This is a genomic window from Acuticoccus sediminis (assembly GCF_003258595.1).
Classification (GTDB): Bacteria; Pseudomonadota; Alphaproteobacteria; order Rhizobiales; family Amorphaceae; genus Acuticoccus; species Acuticoccus sediminis.
The window spans coordinates 66,137-88,649 of the sequence record NZ_QHHQ01000004.1; the positions used below are offsets into that span (position 1 = coordinate 66,137).

Below are 22,513 nucleotides of genomic sequence, written 5' to 3' on the forward strand. Positions count from 1 at the left end.
GACCCTGTGACGATCTGTGTGAAAGGGCCCGCTGCACCCCGGGGGACGGGGTGCGCGGCTCTGGCGGACGGCAGACGCATCCCCGCCGCGAGGCGGACCAACAGCCGAGAGTCCCGCAAAGAGGGCCACGGCAGGGAGGACGAATTTGGAGCCTGGCGAGTCGCTGCTCGACGTGCGCGATGTGTCGCTCCGCTTCGGCGGCGTGCGGGCACTGACGAACGTCTCGTTCACCGTCAACAAGGGCGAGGTGTTCTCGATCATCGGTCCCAACGGGGCCGGCAAGACCTCGATGCTGAACTGCATTTCCGGCCGCTACAGGCCGACCGAGGGCGACGTGCAGTTCAAGGGCGCCTCGCTGCTGAAGCGGTCGATCAATGATCGCGCCCGGCTCGGCATCGGCCGCACGTTCCAGAACCTCGCCCTGTTCGGCCACATGTCGGTGCTCGACAACATCCTCGTCGGCCGCCACCACCTGCTCAAGAACAACGTCCTCACCGGGATGCTCTACTGGGTCGGCGGCGCGCGGCGGGAGGAGCTCGCCGAACGGCGGCGCGTCGAGGAGATCATCGACTTCCTCGAGATCCAGCATGTGCGCGGCGAGCCGGCGGGCACCCTCTCCTACGGCCTCAGGAAGCGCGTCGAGCTGGCGCGCGCCATGGCGATCGAGCCCGAACTCATCCTCCTCGACGAGCCGATGGCCGGCATGAACCTCGAGGAGAAGGAGGACATGGCCCGCTACATCATCGCTCTCTCCGAGGAGTTCGGCATGACCACCGTCATGATCGAGCACGACATGGGCGTCGTGATGGACCTCTCCGACCGCGTCATCGTCCTCGACTTCGGCCAGAAGATCGCCGGCGGCACGCCCGCGGAGGTGCTGGCCGACGAGCACGTGAAGAAGGCCTACCTCGGCGAGGAGGACGAGATGCTGGACGCCCTCGCCTCCTCCGAGATGGAGGGCGTTTGATGGCCCGCCTCGACATCGCCGGCGACGAGATCGCCTGGGGCCCGGCCCCCGCCAGGGTCGCCGAGTGCGACACGCTCCCCAAGCTCCTCCGCCGCAACGCGTCCGGCCACCCGGCCGACGTCGCGCAGCGCGAGAAGGAGTTCGGCATCTGGATCGAGTACGACTGGGCCGCGGTCGAGGACCACGTCTCGGCCATGGCCGCCGCGTTCGCCGCACTGGGGCTCGGCCCGGGCGACGTGGTCGCGCTGATCGGCGACAACCGGCCCGAGTGGGTCTGGGGCGAGGTCGCCGCGCACGCCTGCCGCGCCATGAGCCTCGGCGTCTACCGCGACGCCCTCGAGGATGAGATCCGCCACCTCTTCGGCCATGCCGAGCCGAAGATCGTCGTCGCCGAGGACGAGGAGCAGGTCGACAAGCTGCTGGCGCTCGGCGACGCCATCCCCTCCGTGCAGGTGATCGTCTACACCGACGACCGCGGCATGCGGAAATACGACGACCCCCGCCTGATCGACATCCGCGCGCTCGAGACGTCCGGCCGCGAGGCGCTGATCGCCCATCCGGACCGCTGGTCGCAGATGGTGGACGCGACGCGCGGCGAGGACGTCGCGGTGCTGTGCACCACCTCCGGCACGACCTCGAGCCCGAAGCTCGCGATGTGGACCTCGGCGGCGCTCCTCGGCCACGCCGAGACGTACCTGCGCGCCGACCCGCGCGGCCCGAACGACGAGTACGTCGCGGTGCTCCCGCTCTCCTGGGTGATGGAGCAGATGTACTCCGTCGCCTGGAACTTCCTCGCCCGGATGAGGGTCAACTTCGTCGAGGAGGAGGCCACCACGATGGCCGACCTGCGCGAGATCGGCCCGACCTTCGTCCTCTTCAGCCCCCGCGTCTGGGAGCAGGTCGCCGCCGACATCCGCGCGCGCATCATGGACACCACGCGCTGGAAGCGGGCGATCTACGACTGGGGCGTGAAGAAGGGCATGGCCGCCGCCGAGCTGCACCGCCGGTCGGCCGCCGCCGACGCGCTGCTCTTCCGCCACCTGCGCGACCGGCTCGGCTTCTCGCGCCTCAAGTCGGCCGCGACAGGCGGCGCGGCGATGGGGCCCGACACCTTCCGCTTCTTCGAGGCGATGGGCGTCCCGCTGAAGCAGCTCTACGGACAGACCGAGGCGCTCGGCGCCCACACGATCCACAAGGCCGGCGACGTCGACAACGAGACCGTCGGCTATCCGATGCCGGGCGTCACTCTCACGATCCGCGACCCCGACGCCGAGGGCCTCGGGGAGATCCTCGTGCGGCACCCGCACATGATGACGGCCTACTACCGCAACGAGGAGGCCTCGGCGGAGAGCTTCACCGACGACGGCTGGTTCCAGACCGGCGACGCGGGCTACCTGACCGAGGGACGCCAGCTCGTCGTCGTCGACCGCATCAAGGACCTCTCGACGACGTCGAAGGGCGTGCGCTTCTCGCCCCAGTTCATCGAGAACAAGCTCAAGTTCTCGACCTACGTCGCCGAGGCGGTGATCCTCGGCAAGGACCGGCCGTACCTCGCGGCGATGATCTGCATCCGCTTCCCGATCCTCGCCAAGTGGGCGGAGGAGCGGAAGATCTCGTTCACCACCTACTCCGACCTCGCCTCCCGCAAGGAGGTGTACGACGTCCTTCGCCAGGAGGTGGAGCGGGTGAACGCGACGCTCCCAGAGCACCAGCGGATCGCCAAGTTCCTGCTCCTCTACAAGGAGCTCGACGCGGACGACGGCGAGCTGACGCGCACCAAGAAGGTGCGCCGCGGCGTCATCGCCGAGAAATACGAAACCATCATCGAAACGATCTACTCGGGCGCCGATCACGTCGACATCGACACGGTGATCCACTTCCAGGACGGCTCGAAGCAGCGCGTGGTAACGACGCTCGCCATCGAGACGCTGAAGAGCGCGCCGGAGCCCGAGGCGCACCGTGCCCATGGGGAGGCGGCAGAGTGAACAGCGAGCTTTTGGTCCAGCTCCTCGTCAACGGGGTGATCGTGGGGATGCTCTACGGCGTCGTCGCGATGTGCTTCGTGCTCATCTACAAGTCCACGCAGGTGGTGAACTTCGCGCAGGGCGAGTTCGTGGTCCTCGGCGCCTGGGTCTGCCTGTCGCTGGTGATCCAGATGGGGCTGCCGTTCTGGCTCGCCTTCATCTTCAGCCTCGTCTTCATGATGCTCTTCGGCATCCTCGTCCAGGTGGTGCTGCTGCGCCCGCTGGTGGGCGAGCCGATCATCTCCATCATCATGGCGACCATCGGCCTCTCGATCTTCATGCAGGCGCTGATGAACTGGATCTGGGGCAACAACGCGGTGCGCTTCCCACCGGTGTTCGACCAGGGCACGGTCTCCATCGGCGGCCTCAACGTCGAGACCGCCTACCTGATGAGCCTCGTGCTGTCGCTCATCGTGATGGGCCTCTTCTTCTGGTTCTTCCGCTACTCGCGGTGGGGCCTCGCGATGCGCGCGACCGCCTACAACCAGCAGGTCGCCCAGTCACTCGGCGTCTCGGTCGGACAGGTGTTCGCGATGGCGTGGGCGATCTCGGCGGTCGTGTCCGGGATCGCCGGCGTCGTCATCGGCCTCGTCTCGGCGGTCTCCAACAGCCTCGCGATCATCGGCATCAAGGTCTTCCCGGCGGTGATCGTCGGCGGGCTCGACTCCATCGTCGGCGCGATCGTCGGCGGCCTGACCATCGGGCTCCTCGAAAACATGGCCGAGTTCGCGGACGGGCAGTACCTCCACTGGGGCAACATGTACCAGGTCGCGCCGTTCTACGTGCTGATCGTCATCCTGATGATCCGCCCCTACGGCCTCTTCGGTACGCCGGACATCGAGCGGGTCTGAGATGGCGCACGTCCCCAATCCCCGCCCGGCCGGCGACTTCCGCACCTCCTACGCGGCCGACACGTCCCTCTTCCGCACGCACCTCGAAAGCCGGCTGACGCTGCTTCTCGTCCTGGCGGCGCTCACGGTGCCGCTGTGGGGCTCGAACTACCTCCTCAGCCAGATGATCCTCATCGGGATCTACGGCATCGCCGCGCTGGGGCTGAACGTCCTCACCGGCATGACGGGGCAGATCTCGCTCGGCCACGGCGCCTTCTTCGGCTTCGGCGCGTTCGCGTCCGCCTACTTCGCCTCCAAGGGCATCCCGGTGCTGATCGCGATGCCGCTCGCGGGGCTGCTGACCACCGCGGTCGGGATGATCTTCGGCATTCCGGCGGCGCGGCTGAAGGGGCTCTACCTCGCCATCGCGACGCTCGCCTCGCAGTTCATCCTGCAGGACTTCTTCGCCCGCGCGGCCTGGTTCACCGGCGGTCCCTACGGCGCGCTCGCCGAGACGGCGTCGCTGTTCGGCCTCATGATCAACAACGACGCGCGGTATTTCTACCTCGTCCTCTTCTGGGTGGTGGTGTCGTTCCTGGCCGTCTCCAACCTGACCCGCACGCGGGACGGGCGGGCGCTGGTCGCGGTCCGGGACCACTACCTGTCGGCGGAAATGATGGGGATCAACCTCACCCGCTACCGGATCATGAGCTTCGGCATCTCGTCCTTCTTCGCCGGGATCGCGGGGGCGCTCTACGGGCACTACCTCGGCTTCGTCTCCGGCGAAGGGTTCACGATCCTGCTGTCCATCGAGTTCCTGGCGATGATCATCATCGGCGGCCTCGGCTCGGTGTCGGGATCGCTGCTCGGCGCGGCCTTCATCCTCCTGCTGCCGCAGGCGATGGAGGTGTTCGCCAACGGCATGGCCGGCGTCTTCCCCTCGATCGCGCAGGGCACCGCGTACATCAAGCAGATGTCGGTCGGCGCGGCGATCGTCCTCTTCCTCGTCCTGGAGCCGGAAGGGCTCATCCATCGCTGGCGGCTGATGCGCGCCTCCTGGAAGCTCTTCCCCTTCTCGCACTGACCCTAAAGACCGGGCGGCGCGCGGCAGCCATCCGGTCCCAACCACAAGCCGCATCGATGGGAGAACGCATGAAAGCCATTCAGACGGCGCTCGCCGCCGCCCTCCTCGTCACCACCGCGGGTGCGGCGGCGGCGCAGGACAAGGTGCTCGTGGGGCACCTCGCCGACTATACCGGCGCCACCTCGTTCGTCGGCAAGCAGTTTGGCCCGGGCGTGTCGGACGCCTTCAAGCAGATCAACGCGGACGGCGGCATCGACGGCACCATCGTCGACCTCGACACCGTCGACTACGGCTACAAGGTTCCGGAGGCGATCGCCCTCTACAAGCGCTGGGTCGGCAACGGCATGGTCGCGCTGCAGGGCTGGGGCACGGCCGACACCGAGGCGCTCATCTCGTTCGTCACGCGCGACGAGATCCCCAACATGTCCGGCTCCTACTCGGCGCACCTGACCGACCCGAAGGGCACCAACCCGAACACCAAGCTCCCGGCGCCGTACAACTTCTTCTACGGCCCCTCCTACTCCGACGCCTGCCGGGCGCTGGTCGAGTGGGCGAAGAAGGACGCGGACGCCAAGGGCATCGAGAACCCGACCTTCATCCACACCGGCGACAACCACCCCTATCCGAACGCGCCGAAGGAGGCCTGCGCCGCGCACGCCGAGGAGATCGGCCTGACGGTGGCGCCGCCGGTGGTCGTGCCGCTCGCGCCGGGCGACTTCAAGGCGCAGTGCCTGACGATCAAGAACTCGGGCGCCCAGTACGTCTACATGGGCAACCTCGGCGGCTCGGTCGTGTCGCTCATCAAGAGCTGCAACACGGTCGGCGTCGAGGCGACCTACATGGGCAACCCCTGGGCCGGCGACTACCAGACCGTTGAAGCGGCCGAGGCGCAGAACCTCGTCTTCCCGTCCTCGACGCCGTTCTACGGCGCCGACGTCCCGGGCATGGCGCTGGTGAAGAAGATCCTCGAGAACGGCGACGGGCAGGTCGGCGAGCGGCCGACGCACCACTACGTCCGCGCCGTGTGCGCCGCCTACTACATGAAGGAGGCGATGGACTGGGCCAAGGCCAACGGCGGCCTCACCGGCAAGAACATCCGCGACGGCTTCTACCAGAAGTCCGACTGGGTGCCGGAGGGCCTCGAGGGCGTGTGCGGCCCCGTGACCTGGACGCCTGAGGACCACCGCGGCCTCATGAGCGTCACCATCAACTCCGGCTCGTTCGTCGACGGCAAGGCCGAGATCACCCAGCTCGACGTCATCGAGCTGCCGCGCCGCGCGGACTGGCTCGGCCAGTAACGGCACCTCCCGCGGCGTCCGGATACCGTCCGGGCGCCGCGGATCCCTCGAACCTCAGGGTCGCACCCCTTCCGCGGAGACGCCCATGGCCCTCGCCGAACCCATCGCCGCCGCCGACGTGGCGACCGACGACATCCTCGCGCTCAACAACGTCGAGGTGATCTTCAACGACGTCATCCTGGTGTTGCGCGGGATGTCGATGGCGGCCAGGCGCGGCCAGATCACCGCGCTGCTGGGCGCCAACGGCGCCGGCAAGTCGACCACGCTGAAGGCGATCTCCGGCCTCCTGCATACCGAGGACGGCGAGGTCACCCGCGGCACGATCCACTACGACGGCGTCGACGTCACGCGCACCTCACCGGACCGCAAGGTGAAGAACGGGCTCTTCCTCGTGATGGAGGGGCGCGGCATCGTCCAGGACATGACGATCACCGAAAACCTGCGGCTCGGGGCCTTCACCCGTCCCGGCGCGGACGTGAAGCACGACATCGAGGAGGTGTACGAGTACTTCCCGCGCCTGCGCGAGCGGAAGGGCCTCGCGGGCTACCTCTCCGGCGGTGAGCAGCAGATGCTGGCGATCGGCCGGGCGATGATGGCCAAGCCCAAGCTCATCCTGATGGACGAGCCGTCGATGGGCCTCTCGCCGCTCCTGGTGAAGGAGGTGTTCGGCATCATCCGCCGGCTCAACAAGGAGCTCGGGCTGTCGATCCTGCTGGTGGAGCAGAACGCCAACATGGCGCTGAAGGCGGCGGACTACGGCTACATCATGGAAAACGGCAAGATCGTGCTGGACGGCACGGGCGAGGCGCTGTCCGAGAACGAGGACGTGAAGGAGTTCTACCTCGGCGGCGGCGAGCGGCGCTCGTTCAAGGCCGTGAAGAGCTTCCGCCGGCGCAAGCGCTGGCTCTAGCGCATCCTGCGCTCGACCGAGCGCGGATCAGATGTCCTGACGCCGTGATGGCGGGCCGCAGCATCGCGCCCCACGGCGTCCGATAACGCGGGATCCGTCCCAGGGGAAAGTCGATGAGCGAGTTCTACGACGAGCGCGAGACCCGGTCGCCCGAGGCCCGCGAACGGGCGCTGATGGACGCGCTCCGGGCCCAGGTCCGCCACGCCAAGATCCATTCGCCGCACTACCGCGAGACACTGGCGGACGTCGATCCCGACACCCTCCTGTCGCGTGAGGCGCTGTCGGCGCTCCCGGTGCTCTACAAGTCCGACCTCATCGACCTGCAGGCCAAGGCGCCGCCGCTGGGCGGCCTCGCGACCCGGCCGGCGGCGGACTTCAAGCGGCTCTACCTCTCCCCCGGCCCGATCGCCGAGCCGGAGGCCGAGCATCCGCACTGGCGCATGGAGCGCGCGCTGTGGGCGGCGGGGTTCCGGTCCGCCGACATCGTCATGAACACCTTTGCCTACCACCTCACCCCGGCGGGCTTCATGTTCGACCACGCGCTGGCGGCGCTCGGGGCGACGGTGTTCCCGTCCGGCGTCGGCAACACGCAGACCCAGGCGAGCGCGATCCCGGTGCTCGGCATCACCGGCTATGTCGGCACGCCGGACTTCCTGAAGGCCATTCTGGAGAAGGGCGACGAGCACGGCATCGAGACCGGGACGATCGCCAGGGCGATGGTGACCGGCGGCCCCCTCTTCCCGTCGCTCCGCGAGTTCTACGCGGCGCGCGGCATCGCGGTGCGCCAGTGCTACGGAACCGCCGAGCTGGGCCTCATCGGCTACGAGACCGAGCCGGGCGCGGGCCTCGTCCTCGACGAGGACGCGGTGGTGGAGATCGTCCGGCCGGGAACCGGCGACCCCGTCGCGCCGGGCGAGGTCGGCGAGGTCGTGGTGACGACGTTCAATGCCGCCTACCCGCTGATCCGCTTCGCGACCGGCGACCTGTCGGCCGAGCTCGACACGCCGAGCAGCTGCGGGCGGACCGGCAGGCGCCTCAAGGGGTGGATGGGCCGCGCCGACCAGACCACGAAGGTGCGCGGCATGTTCGTCCACCCGCGCCAGGTGGCGGCGATCGTCAACCGTTTTGCCCGCGTGCATCGCGCCCGGCTCGTCATCGACGAGGACGGCGGCGCGGACAAGGTTCTCCTCAAGGTCGAGGTGGCCGATGGCGACGAGGCGCTCGCCGCCGCGGTCGCCGAAGCGATCCGCACCGAATGCCGCGTGCGGGGCGACGTCGCGTTCGTCGATCCGGGCAGCCTTCCCAACGATGGCAAGGTGATCGACGACGTGCGCAAGCTCGAGGCCTGACCGCCCGCCCGGCGCGCCGCCACCGGTGCCGACCCCGCCGTCCCGCCGCCGGAAGGTGCCGCGAGGGTGCGCGGCATGCGTGTATTCCATCCGCGCGAGGATCGACGAGACCGCTTAAACCGAAGCATAAATACAAGGAAAATCAGCCCAAATTTCGGATGAAAACCGTGCACCCCGGGCTTGACCGATCATCGCAACCATAGGATGTTCTGCTTAAGAGTTGCGTGTACGCGACCGATGGCGAGGACATCGTCACGGATACCAGGGGTTGGGAACGGGCGTCCGCCGGTCGACGCACAGGCGCCGGAGCGAACCGGCCCCGGGGCGCGCTCCCCGGGCAGGCTTCGCGCGCTATGCGTCGTGGTGGACGTTCCGAAGGGCGACGAGTTGGAGCTGGCGACAATGAGCAAGTCCGCCGTGGGGTCGGCTCCCGAATCCGCCGCGCTTCGACGCCCGCGACCCAGACGCGGCGGTGCCGGCTCCGGCCCGCCCGCCCAGCCATCGGAGATGCGGTTGGTCACGGTCTTCAGGTCGCTCTCGCTGACCCGGCAACTCCTCATCGCCATGGTCACGCTGGTTCTGCTGACGTCGGCGTCCGTCGGCGTGGTCGTGTACTGGGCGGTCGAGCGGGCGCTGATCCCGCAGGGTGTGCTGCGCCTCGAGGGCGACGCCCGCCAGCTCGCGACCCAGCTCGTCAGCAGGACGACGGGGTATCGGTCCGACCTCGCCGCAAGGACGAAGTCGGGGGCCATCGCCGGCTTCATCGACGCGTCGACGGGCAGCGGCACCGACGCCCGCCTCGATCTCGACGCCGCCACCTGGCGGCGCATCGTCGAAAACCTCTTCTTCGCCGAGCTCGCGGCGAAGTCGGAGTACCTGCAGCTCCGCCTGCTCGACGCGGAGGGCAACGAGGTCATCCGCGTCGACCGGCAGAAGGGCGACGAGCCGCCGCGCATCGTCCCCGTCGCCGAACTGCAGGCCAAGCAGTCCCGCCCCTACGTCGCCAACACGCTGGCGCTCGACCCGGGCGAGATCTACATCTCGCCGCTCGACCTCAACCGCGAGCACGGCGAGATCGTCATGCCGTTCACGCCGGTCCTGCGCTTCGCCGCGCCGATGGACGGCCCGGACGGGCAGCGGTACGGCCTCCTCGTCCTCAACGTGGACATGCGCCAGGACTTCCGGATCCTGCGCGACGCGGTGCTGCCGGGGAGCGACCTCTTCCTCGTCAACGCCGAGGGGGACTACCTGCTCCACCCTGATCCGGCGAAGGAGTTCGCCTTCGACCGCGGCCCGCGCGTCCTTTTTCCGGAAGACCGGCCGGCCCTGTCGGCCGCCGTCGGGGCCGTGGCGGCCGGAAGCGACCTCGTTTCGGCCGACGGCGAGGCGACGCGGGCGGTCGCGTGGGCGCAGGCGCCGCTCGCGCAGGTGGGTCCGCCGCTCACGGTCGTCCTCTCGGCACCGAGCCGCATCGCCCGCGCGGCCCCCGCGATCCGCAACTCCGCCGCCGGCGTGGGAGCGATCGCCGCCCTCCTCGCCGCCATCGCCGTCGGCCTCGCCGGCCGGGCGATCATGCGGCCCATCGTGGCGATGACCCACGGGCTGGAGGACGCCAGCGCCGGCCGCCCGGTCGCGCTGCCGGTCACCCGCGGCGGCGAGATCGGCGTCCTCGCCCGCGCCCTCAACGACTACATCGAACGCGAGCGCTTCGACGGGGCGATCGTCAACGGCTCCAGCGACGCGATCCTGACGACCGACCATGACGGGCTGATCACCCGCTGGAACCCCGCGGCGGCCCACCTCTTCGAGTGCCCCGCCGAGAGCGCGATCGGCCGGGACGTCGACGCCGTGATCGCCCCGGACGGGGCCTTCACCGTGCGCACGTGGCTCAACGACACGATGGGCGAAAGCGAGGGCGGCGTCGCCGACATCACCCGGCTGCGGCGCGACGGGACGACGTGCGACATCGCCCTGCGCGCCTCCCCGGTGCACGCCCCGGACGGCACCATCATGGGCATGTCGATCATCGCGCGCGACATGACGGCGGAACGGATCGCCCAGGAGATGTTCCGCGTCTCGGTCGAGTATTCGCCCGCCGGCAAGGTCCTGTGCGGACCGGACGGCCGCATCAAGCTCGTCAACGCCCAGACCGAAGCCGCGTTCGGCTACACCAGGGACGAGCTGATCGACCAGCCGGTGGAGCTCCTCGTGCCGCAGGATGTGCGCGGCGAGCACGCGTCGCTGATGCGGGCCTTCCTCGCGAGCCCGGAACGCCGGTCGATGGGCAACGACCGCGAGGTGTTCGGCCGCCGCAAGTCAGGCGAGATCTTTCCCATCGAGGTCGGCCTCACGCCGGTGCCCTCGCGCTCCGGCACGCTCGTCCTCGCGGCGATCGTGGACGTCTCCGCCCAGCGCGCCGCGCAGCGCGACCTCATCGCCCGCACCCAGGAGCTTGAGCGCTCCAACAAGGACCTGATGCAGTTCGCCTACGTCGCCTCGCACGACCTGCAGGAGCCGCTGCGCATGGTGGCGAGCTTCACCCAGCTCCTCGCCGACCGCTACAAGGGCCAGCTCGACGAACGGGCGGACAAGTACATCCACTTCGCCGTCGACGGCGCCAAGCGGATGCAGGCGCTGATCAACGACCTGCTCGACTACTCGCGCGTCGGCGCGTCCACCAAGCCGCTGGAGCCGGTGGAGGTCGCGACGGTCTGGCAGCGCGTGCAACGCATGCTGCTGAGCACGATCCGCGAGACGGAGGCGACCGTCGAGGCCGGCCCCCTTCCCACCGTGATGGCCGACGCCGAGCAGCTGACGCGCCTCCTGCAGAACCTCCTCAGCAACTCGATCAAGTTCCGTAGCGATGTCCCGCCGCACATCACCCTCGCCGCGGAACGGCAGGGTGAGTTCTGGCAGTTCACGTTGAGCGACAACGGCATCGGCTTCGAAAGCCGCGACGCGGCCCGGATCTTCGACATGTTCCAGCGCCTGCACGAGCGCGGCAAGTACGAGGGGACCGGCCTCGGCCTCGCCATCGCCAAGCGCATCATCGACCAGCACGGCGGCCGCATCTGGGCCGAGAGCGCGCCGGGCGAAGGCACACGGTTTTCATTTACGCTGCGCGCAGCCGAGCCCGCGAGATCATGACCACCCCGATCACGATCCTCCTCCTCGAGGACAATCCCGCCGACATCGAGCTGACGCGCGAAGCCCTCTCGCACCGAAAGCTCCTTTTAAATCTGGAAGTTGTGACCGACGGCAGCGCCGCGCTCGATTTCCTGATGCAGCGCGGCGCCTTTGCCGACCGCCCGCGCCCGGACCTCATCATCCTCGACCTCAACGTCCCGCGGCTCTCGGGGAAGGATGTCCTTGCACAAATCAAATCGACGGAGGGCCTCAAGCGGGTTCCGGTCGTTGTCTTGACGTCTTCGGCCGCCGAGATCGATATTGTTGAAAGTTACGACCTGGGGGCTAACTGCTACGTGAACAAGCCTTTGGATTTCTCGTCTTTCCAGGAGATCGTGGCCGCGCTCGAGTCGTTCTGGTTTACGGTCGTCCGGCTGCCCACTGCTGCGGAGGCCAAGGAATAGTGTCGGAAAGTCCCGCCCGCAGGGTCCTGCATGTGGAGCAGAATCCCGCCGACCTGGAGCTGGTGCGGGAGTATCTGACCACCGGACCGCTGGAGCCGTTCGACGTCGTCCAGGCATCCCGGGTCGAGGACGGCCTCGCCATGCTCGACACCGAGACGTTCGACTGCCTTCTGCTCCACCTCCAGCGCTCGGGCGACAGCGTCGCCTCGATCCGCCGCGCCGCTGCCAGCGTGCCGGTGATCATCCTCACCGGGTTCGAGGACGAGGCCATCGCCCTCGAGGCGATCGCCGCCGGCGCACAGGACTACCTCTTCAAGAACGACCTCACCTCGCGCACCCTGCACCGTTCCATCGGCTACGCCATCAGCCGCAAACGGGAGGCGGAGTTGCGGACCCTCAACGAGACGCTGGAACGCTTCCGCGTCCTCGCCTCCGAAGGTTCCAGCACCTCCGTGACCGCCCGCGCCATGGGGGTCGGCCCGATGAAAACCAGCGCACCGGAGGTGTTCGACGACTGCGTCGGCAGCTACGCCCGGCTGCTGCAGCGCTACATCATGGCCTCCCTGCCCGCCCCGAGCCATCCGCGGGAGGCCATGGAGCGCCTCGTGACCCGGCTCGGCGACTTCGGGGCCGGCCCGAAGGACATCATCGACCTCCATGCCGCCGCACTGGAAGAAACTGCGATGACAAACAAACAAAAAGAGACCAGCATGATGGTGGTCGAAGGACGCCTCTTCGCGCTCGAGATGATGGGCCTTCTGGTCAATTACTACAGGATTGGTCACCGACGCCTGTCTTGGGGGATATAGTGCGGTATCGTCTTCGCCTCTACATCACCGGCCGGACGCCCTATTCCCAGCGGGCGATCGCCAACCTCCACGAGATCTGCGACCGCGAGCTGAAGGGCCGGTGCGACGTCGAGATCATCGACGTCCTCGAGGACCCGTCGGCGGCGGAGGAGGACCGCATCCTGGCCACTCCCACCTTGGTGCGCAAACTTCCGGAGCCCGTCCGCAAGATCATCGGCGACCTCAGCGACAGAGAGAAGGTCTACATCGGGCTGGACGTTTCTCCCTTGAATTCAAGCGTTTCAGGCAAATAGACCGTGGCACACGTCAAGGAACTGACCAAACTCGCGACCGGCATCGACGGTCTCGACGAAATCTCCAACGGCGGGCTGCCACGGGGCCGGTCGACGCTAATCGCCGGGACGGCCGGCAGCGGCAAGACCGTCCTCGCGCTCCAATTCCTCTACAGCGGCGTCAAATATTTCGACCAGCCGGGCGTCCTCGTGACCTTCGAGGAGACGCCGGCGGACATGATGGCCAACGTCGCCTCGTTCGGCTGGTCGCTGGAGCAGATGGTCGAGGACGAGAAGATCGCCATCGTCGACGCCGCCCCCGACCCGTCGGAGAGCGTCGTCGAGGCCGGCGGGCACGACCTGGCCGGCCTGATGGCCCGCATCGAGGGCGCGGTGCGGCGCGTCAACGCCGACCGCGTGATCCTCGACGCCGTCGGCGCCCTCTTCCCGCAGTTCAGCGACTCGCTCCTCGTCCGGCGCGAGCTGCAGCGGATCCTGTCGGGCCTGCGCGAGCTCGGCGTGACGACGATCATCAACCTGGAGCGCGTCGACGACGAGGGCGCGGTCGGCCGCTTCGGGATCGAGGAGTTCGTCGCCGACAACGTCCTCCTGATGCGCAACCGCCTCGACATGGAGAAGCGCCGCCGCACCATCGAGATCCTGAAGTTCCGCGGCGCGACGCACCAGAAGGGCGAGTACCCGTTCACCATCGACGACCGCGACGGCGTCACCGTGCTTCCGCTGTCGGCGACGAGCCTGCAGCAGTCCTCGTCGGAGACGCGCCTCTCCTCGGGCGTCAAGGAGCTCGACGAGATGTGCGGCGGCGGCATCTACCGCGACTCCATCATCCTCGTCTCCGGCGCCACCGGCACCGGCAAGACGCTGATGGTGACGGAGTACGTGAAGGCCGCCATCACCGCCGGCCAACGCGTCCTGCTCATCGGCGCGGAGGAGAGCCGCGACCAGCTCGGCCGCAACGCCAGGGCGTGGGGCGCGGACTTCGACAAGGCCGAGTCGGAGGGCCTCCTCAAGATCATCTGCCGCTACCCGGAGGTGATGGGCCTGGAGGACCACCTCCTCCAGATCAAGCGCGACATCCGCGAGTTCCAGCCGACCCGCATCGCGGTGGACTCGCTATCGGCGTTCGAGCGCGTCTCCTCGGTCAAATCCTTTCGCGAGTTCGTGATTGGCATCACCGGCTTCATCAAAGACCAGCAGATGACCGGCCTGTTTACCAACACGACTTCCATGCTGATTGGCGGCGAATCCGTAACGGAGACCCATGTCTCCACAATCACAGATTCCATTATCCTCTTGCGCTACGTTGAGTTGTTTGGCGAAATGCGCCGGGGCCTCACGGTCCTGAAGATGCGCGGCACCTGGCACGAGAAGGAGATCCGCGAGTACGTGATCGACGGCAACGGCATGTCGATCAAGGGCCCCTTCAAGGGCGTGCACGGCATCCTCTCGGGCATGCCGACGTACAGCTTCACGACGGAGGCCGAGAGAATGGAAACGATGTTCAACCCCGCTGATCGCTCGAGATAGGAACACCAGGCCCCCTGTGTACCCGAATGACGAGGCGAAGAGTCTCCTCCTTGTCGAGGACAATCCGGCCGACGCGGAGCTGACCGCCGCTGTCCTCGAAGGCGCCGACGTCACGTTCGAGATCCTCACCGCCAGCTCCCTGCAGGAGGCGTTGAGACTGCTCGGCGAGGAGGAGATCGACGCCGTCGTCCTCGACCTCAACCTGCCGGACTCGCAGGGTCTCGACACGCTGAAGCGGCTGCGCGCCAGGCATCACGACGTCGCCATCGTCGTCGTCTCCGGCGCCAATCCGCCCGGCCTGCGCGGCGGGGTGCTTGCCGAGGGCGCGCAGGATTTCATCTGGAAGAACGAGCCGGACGCCAACTTCCTCGCCCGCTGCATCCTCTACGCGGTCGAGCGGCACCGCGCCCAGGAAGCGCACCGCAGCGTGCGCCAGCTCCTCGACGCCAACCCCGACGCGATGATCGTCGTCGATGGCGGGGGGATCGTGCGCTACATCAACAAGGCCGCCGAGGAGCTCCTCTACGAAGGCTCCAACCTCATCGGCGAGTGGCTGGGCTTCTCGTCCGGGGAACGGCTGACGGAGATCCAGGTCCTCACCGGCGACAAGCCGCGCACGTGCGAGATGAAGGTCGCCGACATCGAGTGGGGCGGCCAGCGCGCCACCCTCGCCGCGATCCGCGACGTGACGGAAAACCGCCTCCTCGCCGAGCAGGTGCGGGCGGCGCAGAAGATGGAGGCCATCGGCGTCCTCGCCGGCGGCGTCGCGCACGACTTCAACAACCTCCTCGTCGTCATCATGGGCAACCTCGAGTTCCTGCGGGAGGACATCGAGGACGAGGAGCAGCAGCTCATGCTGTCGCGGATCGAGACGGCGACGGAGCGGGCGCGCACCCTCACCCGACAGCTCCTCGCGATGTCCCGCCGCCAGCCGTCGCGGCCCGTCGTCGTGCGCCCCAACGACCTCCTCATCAAGAGCTACACGATGCTTCGGCCCAGCTTCCCGAAGGACATCGAGCTCGTCTTCATCCCCGCCGAGGAGATCTGGAACATCAGGATCGACCCCAGCGAGTTCGACCAGATCCTGATGAACCTCGCCTTCAACGCCAAGCACGCGCTGCCGCACGGCGGGCGCGTGCAGGTGGACCTCGCCAACGAGACCTTCGGCGAGACGGTGAGCAGCCTCGCCCCGGGTCAGTACGTGCGCGTGCGCGTGTCGGACAACGGCACCGGCATCGCGCCGGACCACCTCGCCAAGATCTTCGAGCCGTTTTTCTCCACCAAGGTCGCCGGCACCGGCACCGGGCTCGGCCTCGCGATCTGCCAGGGCATCGCCCGGAAGGCGGGCGGCGACATCGTCGTCACCAGCGAGATCGGCGTCGGCAGCTCCTTCTCCGTCCTCATCCCGCGCAGCCTCGATGCGGTCACCACCCTCGAGTCGCATTCCGAGCTGCCGCAGATCGTCGGCGACGAGACGGTGCTGGTGGTGGAGGACGACGCCGCGGTCGCGGGCTCGATCATGCAGGCGCTGCAGATGCGCGGCTTCCGCACCATCCACGTGGACGACGGCGAGAAGGCGACACGCGTCCTCACCGACGCCAGCGAGACCATCCACCTCGTCCTCAGCGACGTGGTGATGCCGCGGATGGGCGGTGTCGAGCTCGCCCGCTGGCTGGCGCGCAACCGGCCGGACATGAAAGTCGTCCTCGCCACCGGCTACGCCGACAACGTCGACGCCCTGCGGGCCGAGAACAACCCGCTGCACGAGTTCCTGTTCAAGCCCTTCGCGCCCACCGACCTCATCGCCACCGTGCGCAGGATGCTCGACCGCTGAACGCCGGCGCCCCGGCCAGACCTGGGCGGCATTGGGCGGGGCGTGCGCCGATCGGCCCCGCCCCGCGTAGCCGGCCTGGCGCAAGCCGCACTCGGCCCCGATCGGTCCAGTCGGCCCTCCGGACCCCGCAGGGCCCGGGCCTCAGTCGGCGAACTTCGCCAAGCACTTGCCCGTCATGACGGCGGGCTGCTCGATCCCCATCAGCGCGAGGATCGTCGGCGAGAGGTCGGCGAGGCGACCGTCGTGGAGCGTCGCCTTGCGCGGGGAGACCATGACGACCGGGACCTTGTTGAGGGTGTGGGCCGTGTGCGGGCCGCCGGTCTTCGGGTCGATCATCGTCTCGCAGTTGCCGTGGTCGGCGGTGAAGATCAGCGAGCCGCCCTTCTCGGCGAGCGCGCCCGAGATCCGGCCGAGGGAGGTGTCGACCGTTTCGACCGCCTTGATGGCCGCCTCGAGGCTGCCGGTGTGGCCCACCATGTCCGGGTTGGCGAAGTTCACCACAATCAGGTCGTAGTTGTCCGACGCGATCGCCTTCAGCACCTCCTCGGTCAGCTCGGGGGCGGACATCTCCGGCTTCAGGTCGTAGGTCGCGACCTTCGGCGAGGGGACCATCACGCGCTCCTCTCCCTCGAAGGGCGCCTCGCGGCCGCCGTTCAGGAAGTAGGTCACGTGCGGGTACTTCTCCGTCTCGGCGAGGTGGATCTGCCGCTTGCCGGCCCGGGAAACGGTCTCGGCGAGGCCGTCCTTCAGGTCCTCCGGCTCGAACAGCGTCTTCAGCCGCGTGTCGAGCGCGGTGCTGTAGGAGACCATGCCGACCATCGCCGAGAAGAGCGGCGGCGTGCCGCGGTCGAACCCGTCGAAGTCCGGCTCGGTCAGGGCGATCAGGATCTCGCGCGCGCGGTCGGAACGGAAGTTGAAGAACACCAGCGCATCGCCGTCGGCGATCCCCTGATAGTCGCCGATGACCGCGGGCAGGATGAATTCGTCCGTCTTACCGTCCTTCTGCGCGGCCTCGACCGCCTCGACCGCGCTCGCGGCCTTCACGCCCTCGCCTTCGGCGATCGCGCGGTAGGCCTTCTCGACGCGTTCCCAGCGGTTGTCGCGGTCCATCGCGTAGTAGCGGCCGCTGACGGTGGCGATGACGATACCCTCAGGCAGCTCCGCCTCCACCTCGGCGAGGAAGCCGGCGGCGGAGGTCGGCGCCGTGTCACGCCCGTCGGTGAAGGCGTGCAGCACCGCCGGCACGCCCTCCGCGGCGAGCGTCTTCGCGACGGCGATCGCGTGGCGCTGGTGGCTGTGGACGCCGCCGTCGGACACCAGCCCCATGATGTGGCAGCGTCCGCCGGACGCCTTGACCGCCTCAGCAAGACCCGTCGCGGCGAGACGCTTCGCGAAATCCCCAGATTTGATCGCCTGATCGATGCGGGGAAGCTCCTGCATCACGACGCGGCCGGCGCCGATGTTGAGGTGCCCCACCTCCGAGTTGCCCATCTGGCCTTCGGGGAGCCCGACGTCGGGCCCGCAGGTGGTCAAAAAGGCGTGCGGATTGGCACTATAGAGCCGGTCGAAGTTCGGCGTATCGGCGAGACGGACGGCGTTGGCTTCGCGCGTATCGCTCCAGCCCCACCCGTCGAGAATCATCAGCATCACCGGAGTCGGCATCGTTCCTCCACGCGTTTGTCAGTGAGCGATTAGGGCAACGCGGAGCCACCGGCTACCCGTTTCGGGCGACATGGCAGTCACTCGGGTTTGGAGAATTCCGCTTTCACATCTACCTACGCATCATGCTGGCGCCGTCCGGCGCCGAACCCCCATCTCACGGAGACGCATATGTTGCGGTCTGCACCGCGGATTCTCACAATGGCAGTGGCGGTGTCGATCCTGGCCGCCGGCACCGCCGACGCGCAGCGCGGAACGCGTAACAACAACAGCGCGTCCCAGTCGTCGTCCGAGTCGTCGTCCCAGGCCTCGTCCGAGTCGGCTCCCGCCGCGGCACCGGCCGCGGAGAAGGCCGCCCCGGAGGAGAAGAAGGCCGAGGCTGCACCGGCCCCGCAGGCGCCGCCGCCGCCCGCGGTGACCTATGTCACCATGGAGGCGCAGGACATCACCATCACCTCGCTGCTGCCGGGGCGCGTTGTCGCATCCGGCGTCGCCGAGGTTCGGCCGCAGGTCGACGGGATCATCATCGAACGCGTCTACGACGAGGGCGCGGACGTGACGCTCGGCGATCCGCTGTACCGGATCGACCCGGCGACCTACGCGGCGCGTGTCGCGGCGGCGAAGGCAGCCGTCGCGCAGGCCCAGGCCACCTACAACCAGGCCCTCAACGACGCGACGCGTAACGAGCAGCTGCGCAAGCGCGGCGTCACCAGCGAGCAGACCCTCGAAGCAGCGATCGCCACCCGCGACACCGCCTCCGCGGCCCTCCAGGTCGCGCAGGCAGAGCTCCAGCAGGCGGAGATCGACCTCGACCGCACGACGATCCGGGCACAGCTCTCGGGCGTCGCCGGCCGCTCGATCACGACGCAGGGCGCTCTGGTGACGGCCGGGCAGTCCTCCCCCCTCGCCGTCATCCGCAACATCGACCCGGTCCTCGTCGACGTGACGCAGTCGGCGGCCGAGATCCTGGAGTTCCGTCGCGGGCGGCTGCAGGACCGGCTCAACGACACCGACACGTCGGTGGCGCTGATCCTGGCCGACGGGACGGAGTACTCGCAGCGCGGCGAGCTGACGGCGGCCGAGCCCTACGTCAACGAGAGCACCGGCGTGGTGACGCTGCGCCTGCAATTCGACAACCCGGACCATCTCCTGCTGCCCGGCATGTACATCCAGGTGCAGATGCCGCAGGGCACGATGGACAACGTCATCCTGGCCCCGCAGGAGGGCGTGACGCGCAACCGCCGCGGTCTGCCCATCGCCTACATCGTCAACGGCGACGACGTGATCGAGGAGCGCCAGCTCAAGACCGCGGGCACGCGCGGCAACACCTGGATCGTGACGGGCGGCCTTGAGGACGGCGACAGGATGGTTGTCGCCGGCCTGCAGCGCATCCGGCCGGGCGCGAAGGTGCGTCCGCAGGAGCGTCCGGCGGCTGCCGTCCCCGATGCCACCCCGGCGGGCGCCGCCGCGCCGGACGCGCCGGATGCGGACGTCAAGCGCGACTCGGACGGCGGGCGCTCCGCCGCCGTCACGACCGAGGGCTCCGCAAAGACCGCGTCCAACGAGCAGACCAAGTCCGCTCCGGAGCCGGAGACGTCGGCCAACTGACCGACGGCGGAATCACGCGCCCCGCTCGGTGAGACGCGAGCGGGGCGTGCCGGTTCTCGAAACCCGACAGTTTCCCGTCAGGGATCGATCGCCCGGCGTGCCCCGCCGGGCGATTTCGTTCCGGCGGCACGTTCCGCCGGACCCGCGGGACGCTAGCCGACGAAAGCGATGAGGCGGCCGAGCGCCAGGACCACCACCCAGAGCACCAGCGAGATGGCGGCATGGACGGCCGTGCGCCCCCGCCCGGCGCGCTGCATGTAGAGGCCGTAGCGCGCATGGAGGAGCAGCGCCGTGGCTGCACCCGCCACGACCAGCGTGAGCTTCGCCTGGACCACGCCAAGCGCCGCGTATTCGCCGGCGCGTGACGCGAACATCACCGCACCGGTCCCGACCGCCAGGAGGAGCCCCGCCCCGGCGAACGGCACGAGGAGCCGCCCCGCCGCCTCCGCGGGCGCGCGCACGGCACCCATCCGCACCAGATTGAGCGGCACCATCGCGCCGACCAGCAGCGCGATCCCGAGGATGTGCGCGCCGTTCAGCGCGGCGTAGCCCCAACGCGCGGTGCGTGCCCACTCGGCGACCGCGCTCGACTGGAGCGCCGCCCAGATCTCCGTCATGTCGCAACCATTACAAGCCCGGTCCGGGGGAACGCCGGTGTCAGGAGCGGTCCGGGTAAAGGTCGTAGAGCGTCCCGGCGATGATGATCCGCTCCGCCTTCATCAGCCTGTGGTCCGGCTCCGCCGAGGGCTGGCCATGGACGGTGACCTCGACCCCCTCGGCGAGATCGCCGTCCTTGAGGCCGGCCCGCGAGTTGCGCCAGGGCTGGCCGACCTCGACGGTCCAGACCTCCCCGCCGGCGTCCACGGTGAGGACGCCGTGGGGGTTGCCGAGCTTGACGGACGTGATGACGCCGGTGAGCTCGATGTTGCCGCCCGTGGTCCAGCTCCAGCCGTGATGGGCGAGAACGGCGGTCGGGGCGAGGACGATCGGCACGAGGGAAGCGGTGAAGAGACGGCGCGTCAGACAGGCCATGGCGTGTGTCTCCCTGTGGAAAGGTCCCCTCGAAAGTAGCGATTTTCGATTTTCTGCCAACGGCGGCAAATTTTCCCCTTGGCGAACGCGTCGAAACCGACTAGATCACGCCTCCACAGCACGCGCCCTTCGTCTAGTGGCCCAGGACGCCGCCCTCTCACGGCGGAAACAGGGGTTCGAGTCCCCTAGGGCGTGCCAGACGATATCCCCAAGATCTCCGGCACGCAGACTTCGCCACGACGACAGACGCGGTGATCCGCCTCTATCGCGCGACGACGCCTCGGACCCGTCTTGCGCACGGTCCGTGCTCGCAAGCCCTCCCCGCATCCGCTCGCGAATCCGGCTCCCGCGCACGTTTCGCGATGCCGTCCCGCATGCCCGGATCGACACGTCCGCCCGCACCCCGGGGTTGCGCCGCCGCTCCATCAATGCGTTAAACTCATGGATGGCATACAATATGCTTATGGGACGGGTGGTACCTCCGCACACCGGGAGGTGCCGGTCGCCGCAGGGTGAGGTCGAATCCCTCGCCTTCGGCCGATCCCGACACGACGAGTCCATCTCGCCATGACGCAAGGAGCCCCGCGGATGAGAACAACCCCCATCCATATCGCCATGCGGTCCGTCCGCTCGATCGGTGCGGCCGCCGCGCTGATGGCCTCCGCCACGCTGCTTCCCGGCGGGGCCGAGGCCACCACGCTGACGTTCGCCACCAACACAGCCCCCAACAACCTGCGCGGCATCGCCGAGACGATCTTCATCGAGGAGCTGGCCGCGCAGTCGAACGGCGAGATCGAGGTCGTCCCCTACTGGGGCTCCTCGCTGATGGACGGGCGCGAGATCCTGGGCGGCGTGCGCGACGGCGTCGCCGACATGGGCTTCGTCAACATCAACTACTACCCGAACCGCCTGCTGCTGAACTCCTCGTTCATGCTCTTCCCGCGCGGGCCGGTCTCCTACGAGGACCGCATGACGGTCTTCCGCTCCGCCTACAGCGACATCCCGGACCTCGCCGACGAGCTGTCCGAGGAGGGTGTGAAGGTCGTCTACCTCTACGGCGTGATGCCGTTCGCCGGCACCTTCACCAAGGACGTCAGCTCGCTGGAAGGCTTCGACGGCCTCAGGATCCGCGCCTCCAGCCGCTGGTACCTCAACCTCCTCGACGCGGTCGGGGCGACCCCCGTCTCGGTGCCGTGGAGCGAGTGCTACCAGGCGCTTCAGACCGGCGCGATCGACTCGGTTTTCACCAACCTCGACGGCATCCACCGCGCGAGCCTCGACGAGGTTGCGCCCAACGTCTTCATCATGAACCAGCTCTGGCTGCCCACCCCGTTCCTCATCACCATCAACGAGGCGAAGTGGGAGGGTCTTTCGGACGCGGAGAAGGACGCCTTCGCCAAGGCCTGGGACTCGGCCGAGAAGAAGTTCGCCGAGAAGTACGGCGCGATGTTCGACGAGGTCGTGAAGGCGCAGAAGGACGCCGGCTACAAGGTCACCTTCGCGACCGACGAGGAGGCCGACGCCTTCGCCAACCTGCCGCAGGTGGCCGCCAACCGCGAGACGTGGATCTCCGAGGCCAAGGACGCCGGCGCGACCGACCCCGAGGCGACCCTCGAGAAGCTCAAGGGCCTGATCAGCGCCAGCCTGGGCAACTGAGCCCGGCCCGACCGGTCGCCGGCCGCGGCGGGCCCCAGGGCCC

The 22,513-nt window shown here is 68.5% G+C and carries 18 protein-coding genes and 1 tRNA gene; 16 read left to right on the plus strand and 3 right to left on the minus strand.

Features of this window, described 5'->3' with window-relative positions; all coding sequences use genetic code 11:
* Nucleotides 1-145 precede the first annotated feature (145 nt).
* From DLJ53_RS18505 to DLJ53_RS18565, 13 genes are all read left to right on the plus strand, one after another.
* On the plus strand, nucleotides 146-967 hold the full coding sequence (locus tag DLJ53_RS18505) for an ABC transporter ATP-binding protein (RefSeq protein WP_111347990.1): 822 nt from the start codon (nucleotides 146-148) through the stop codon (nucleotides 965-967).
* Nucleotides 967-2,952, plus strand: coding sequence for an AMP-binding protein (locus DLJ53_RS18510; RefSeq protein ID WP_111347992.1), 1,986 nt, complete (start codon nucleotides 967-969; stop codon nucleotides 2,950-2,952). Before DLJ53_RS18505 ends, DLJ53_RS18510 begins: the two co-directional genes overlap by 1 nt.
* Nucleotides 2,949-3,842 carry a branched-chain amino acid ABC transporter permease gene (locus tag DLJ53_RS18515; RefSeq protein WP_111347994.1) on the plus strand — a complete coding sequence of 298 codons (894 nt, stop codon included), beginning with the start codon at nucleotides 2,949-2,951 and terminating at the stop codon, nucleotides 3,840-3,842. Before DLJ53_RS18510 ends, DLJ53_RS18515 begins: the two co-directional genes overlap by 4 nt.
* Before the next feature lies 1 nt (nucleotide 3,843).
* A complete protein-coding gene (locus DLJ53_RS18520) occupies nucleotides 3,844-4,905 on the plus strand; it encodes a branched-chain amino acid ABC transporter permease (RefSeq protein WP_111347996.1) in 1,062 nt (353 codons plus the stop codon).
* Nucleotides 4,906-4,973: 68 nt separating this feature from the next.
* Complete coding sequence (locus DLJ53_RS18525) at nucleotides 4,974-6,203, plus strand: ABC transporter substrate-binding protein (RefSeq protein ID WP_111347998.1); 1,230 nt, start codon at nucleotides 4,974-4,976, stop codon at nucleotides 6,201-6,203.
* Between the two features lie 85 nt (nucleotides 6,204-6,288).
* Entirely contained in the window at nucleotides 6,289-7,113 is an 825-nt protein-coding gene (locus DLJ53_RS18530; RefSeq protein ID WP_111347999.1) for an ABC transporter ATP-binding protein, read from the plus strand.
* Nucleotides 7,114-7,226: 113 nt separating this feature from the next.
* Nucleotides 7,227-8,462, plus strand: a complete 1,236-nt coding sequence (locus DLJ53_RS18535) for a phenylacetate--CoA ligase family protein (protein WP_111348001.1) — start codon at nucleotides 7,227-7,229, stop codon at nucleotides 8,460-8,462.
* A 513-nt stretch (nucleotides 8,463-8,975) separates the two neighbouring features.
* Nucleotides 8,976-11,609, plus strand: a complete 2,634-nt coding sequence (locus tag DLJ53_RS18540; protein ID WP_111348003.1) for a PAS domain S-box protein — start codon at nucleotides 8,976-8,978, stop codon at nucleotides 11,607-11,609.
* Nucleotides 11,606-12,052: a response regulator gene (locus DLJ53_RS18545; RefSeq protein ID WP_111348005.1), complete on the plus strand. Its 447-nt coding sequence runs from the start codon at nucleotides 11,606-11,608 to the stop codon at nucleotides 12,050-12,052. The genes DLJ53_RS18540 and DLJ53_RS18545 overlap by 4 nt, the downstream gene beginning before the upstream one ends.
* Nucleotides 12,053-12,084: 32 nt before the next feature.
* Nucleotides 12,085-12,861, plus strand: coding sequence for a response regulator (locus DLJ53_RS18550; RefSeq protein ID WP_162409373.1), 777 nt, complete (start codon nucleotides 12,085-12,087; stop codon nucleotides 12,859-12,861).
* A complete protein-coding gene (gene kaiB / locus DLJ53_RS18555) occupies nucleotides 12,861-13,154 on the plus strand; it encodes a circadian clock protein KaiB (RefSeq protein WP_111348009.1) in 294 nt (97 codons plus the stop codon). Before DLJ53_RS18550 ends, kaiB begins: the two co-directional genes overlap by 1 nt.
* A 3-nt stretch (nucleotides 13,155-13,157) precedes the next feature.
* Nucleotides 13,158-14,681 (plus strand): circadian clock protein KaiC, encoded by a 1,524-nt coding sequence (kaiC, locus tag DLJ53_RS18560; RefSeq protein ID WP_202913232.1) that lies wholly within the window; start codon nucleotides 13,158-13,160, stop codon nucleotides 14,679-14,681.
* Nucleotides 14,682-14,697: 16 nt separating this feature from the next.
* Nucleotides 14,698-16,515 (plus strand): ATP-binding response regulator, encoded by a 1,818-nt coding sequence (locus tag DLJ53_RS18565; protein ID WP_111348011.1) that lies wholly within the window; start codon nucleotides 14,698-14,700, stop codon nucleotides 16,513-16,515.
* A 141-nt stretch (nucleotides 16,516-16,656) separates the two neighbouring features.
* Here the strand turns inward: DLJ53_RS18565 and gpmI are convergent, their stop codons facing one another.
* The gene (gene gpmI, locus DLJ53_RS18570; protein WP_111348013.1) at nucleotides 16,657-18,177 is read right to left on the minus strand and encodes a 2,3-bisphosphoglycerate-independent phosphoglycerate mutase; all 1,521 of its coding nucleotides are present in this window, start codon (nucleotides 18,175-18,177) and stop codon (nucleotides 16,657-16,659) included.
* A 198-nt stretch (nucleotides 18,178-18,375) separates the two neighbouring features.
* Here gpmI and DLJ53_RS18580 point away from each other — a divergent pair, with 198 nt between their 5' ends.
* Nucleotides 18,376-19,782, plus strand: coding sequence for an efflux RND transporter periplasmic adaptor subunit (locus DLJ53_RS18580; RefSeq protein ID WP_211100623.1), 1,407 nt, complete (start codon nucleotides 18,376-18,378; stop codon nucleotides 19,780-19,782).
* A 152-nt stretch (nucleotides 19,783-19,934) separates the two neighbouring features.
* On the opposite strand, the gene DLJ53_RS18585 is transcribed toward DLJ53_RS18580, so the two are convergent.
* The gene (locus tag DLJ53_RS18585) at nucleotides 19,935-20,399 is read right to left on the minus strand and encodes a hypothetical protein (RefSeq protein ID WP_111348017.1); all 465 of its coding nucleotides are present in this window, start codon (nucleotides 20,397-20,399) and stop codon (nucleotides 19,935-19,937) included.
* 40 nt (nucleotides 20,400-20,439) lie between these two features.
* Nucleotides 20,440-20,814, minus strand: coding sequence for a DUF6152 family protein (locus DLJ53_RS18590; protein ID WP_111348019.1), 375 nt, complete (start codon nucleotides 20,812-20,814; stop codon nucleotides 20,440-20,442).
* Nucleotides 20,815-20,936: 122 nt separating this feature from the next.
* On the opposite strand from DLJ53_RS18590, the gene DLJ53_RS18595 reads away from it, so the two are divergent.
* Nucleotides 20,937-21,012 (plus strand) — tRNA-Glu (locus DLJ53_RS18595).
* A 390-nt stretch (nucleotides 21,013-21,402) separates the two neighbouring features.
* Complete coding sequence (locus DLJ53_RS18600) at nucleotides 21,403-22,470, plus strand: TRAP transporter substrate-binding protein (protein WP_162409375.1); 1,068 nt, start codon at nucleotides 21,403-21,405, stop codon at nucleotides 22,468-22,470.
* Nucleotides 22,471-22,513 lie beyond the last annotated feature (43 nt).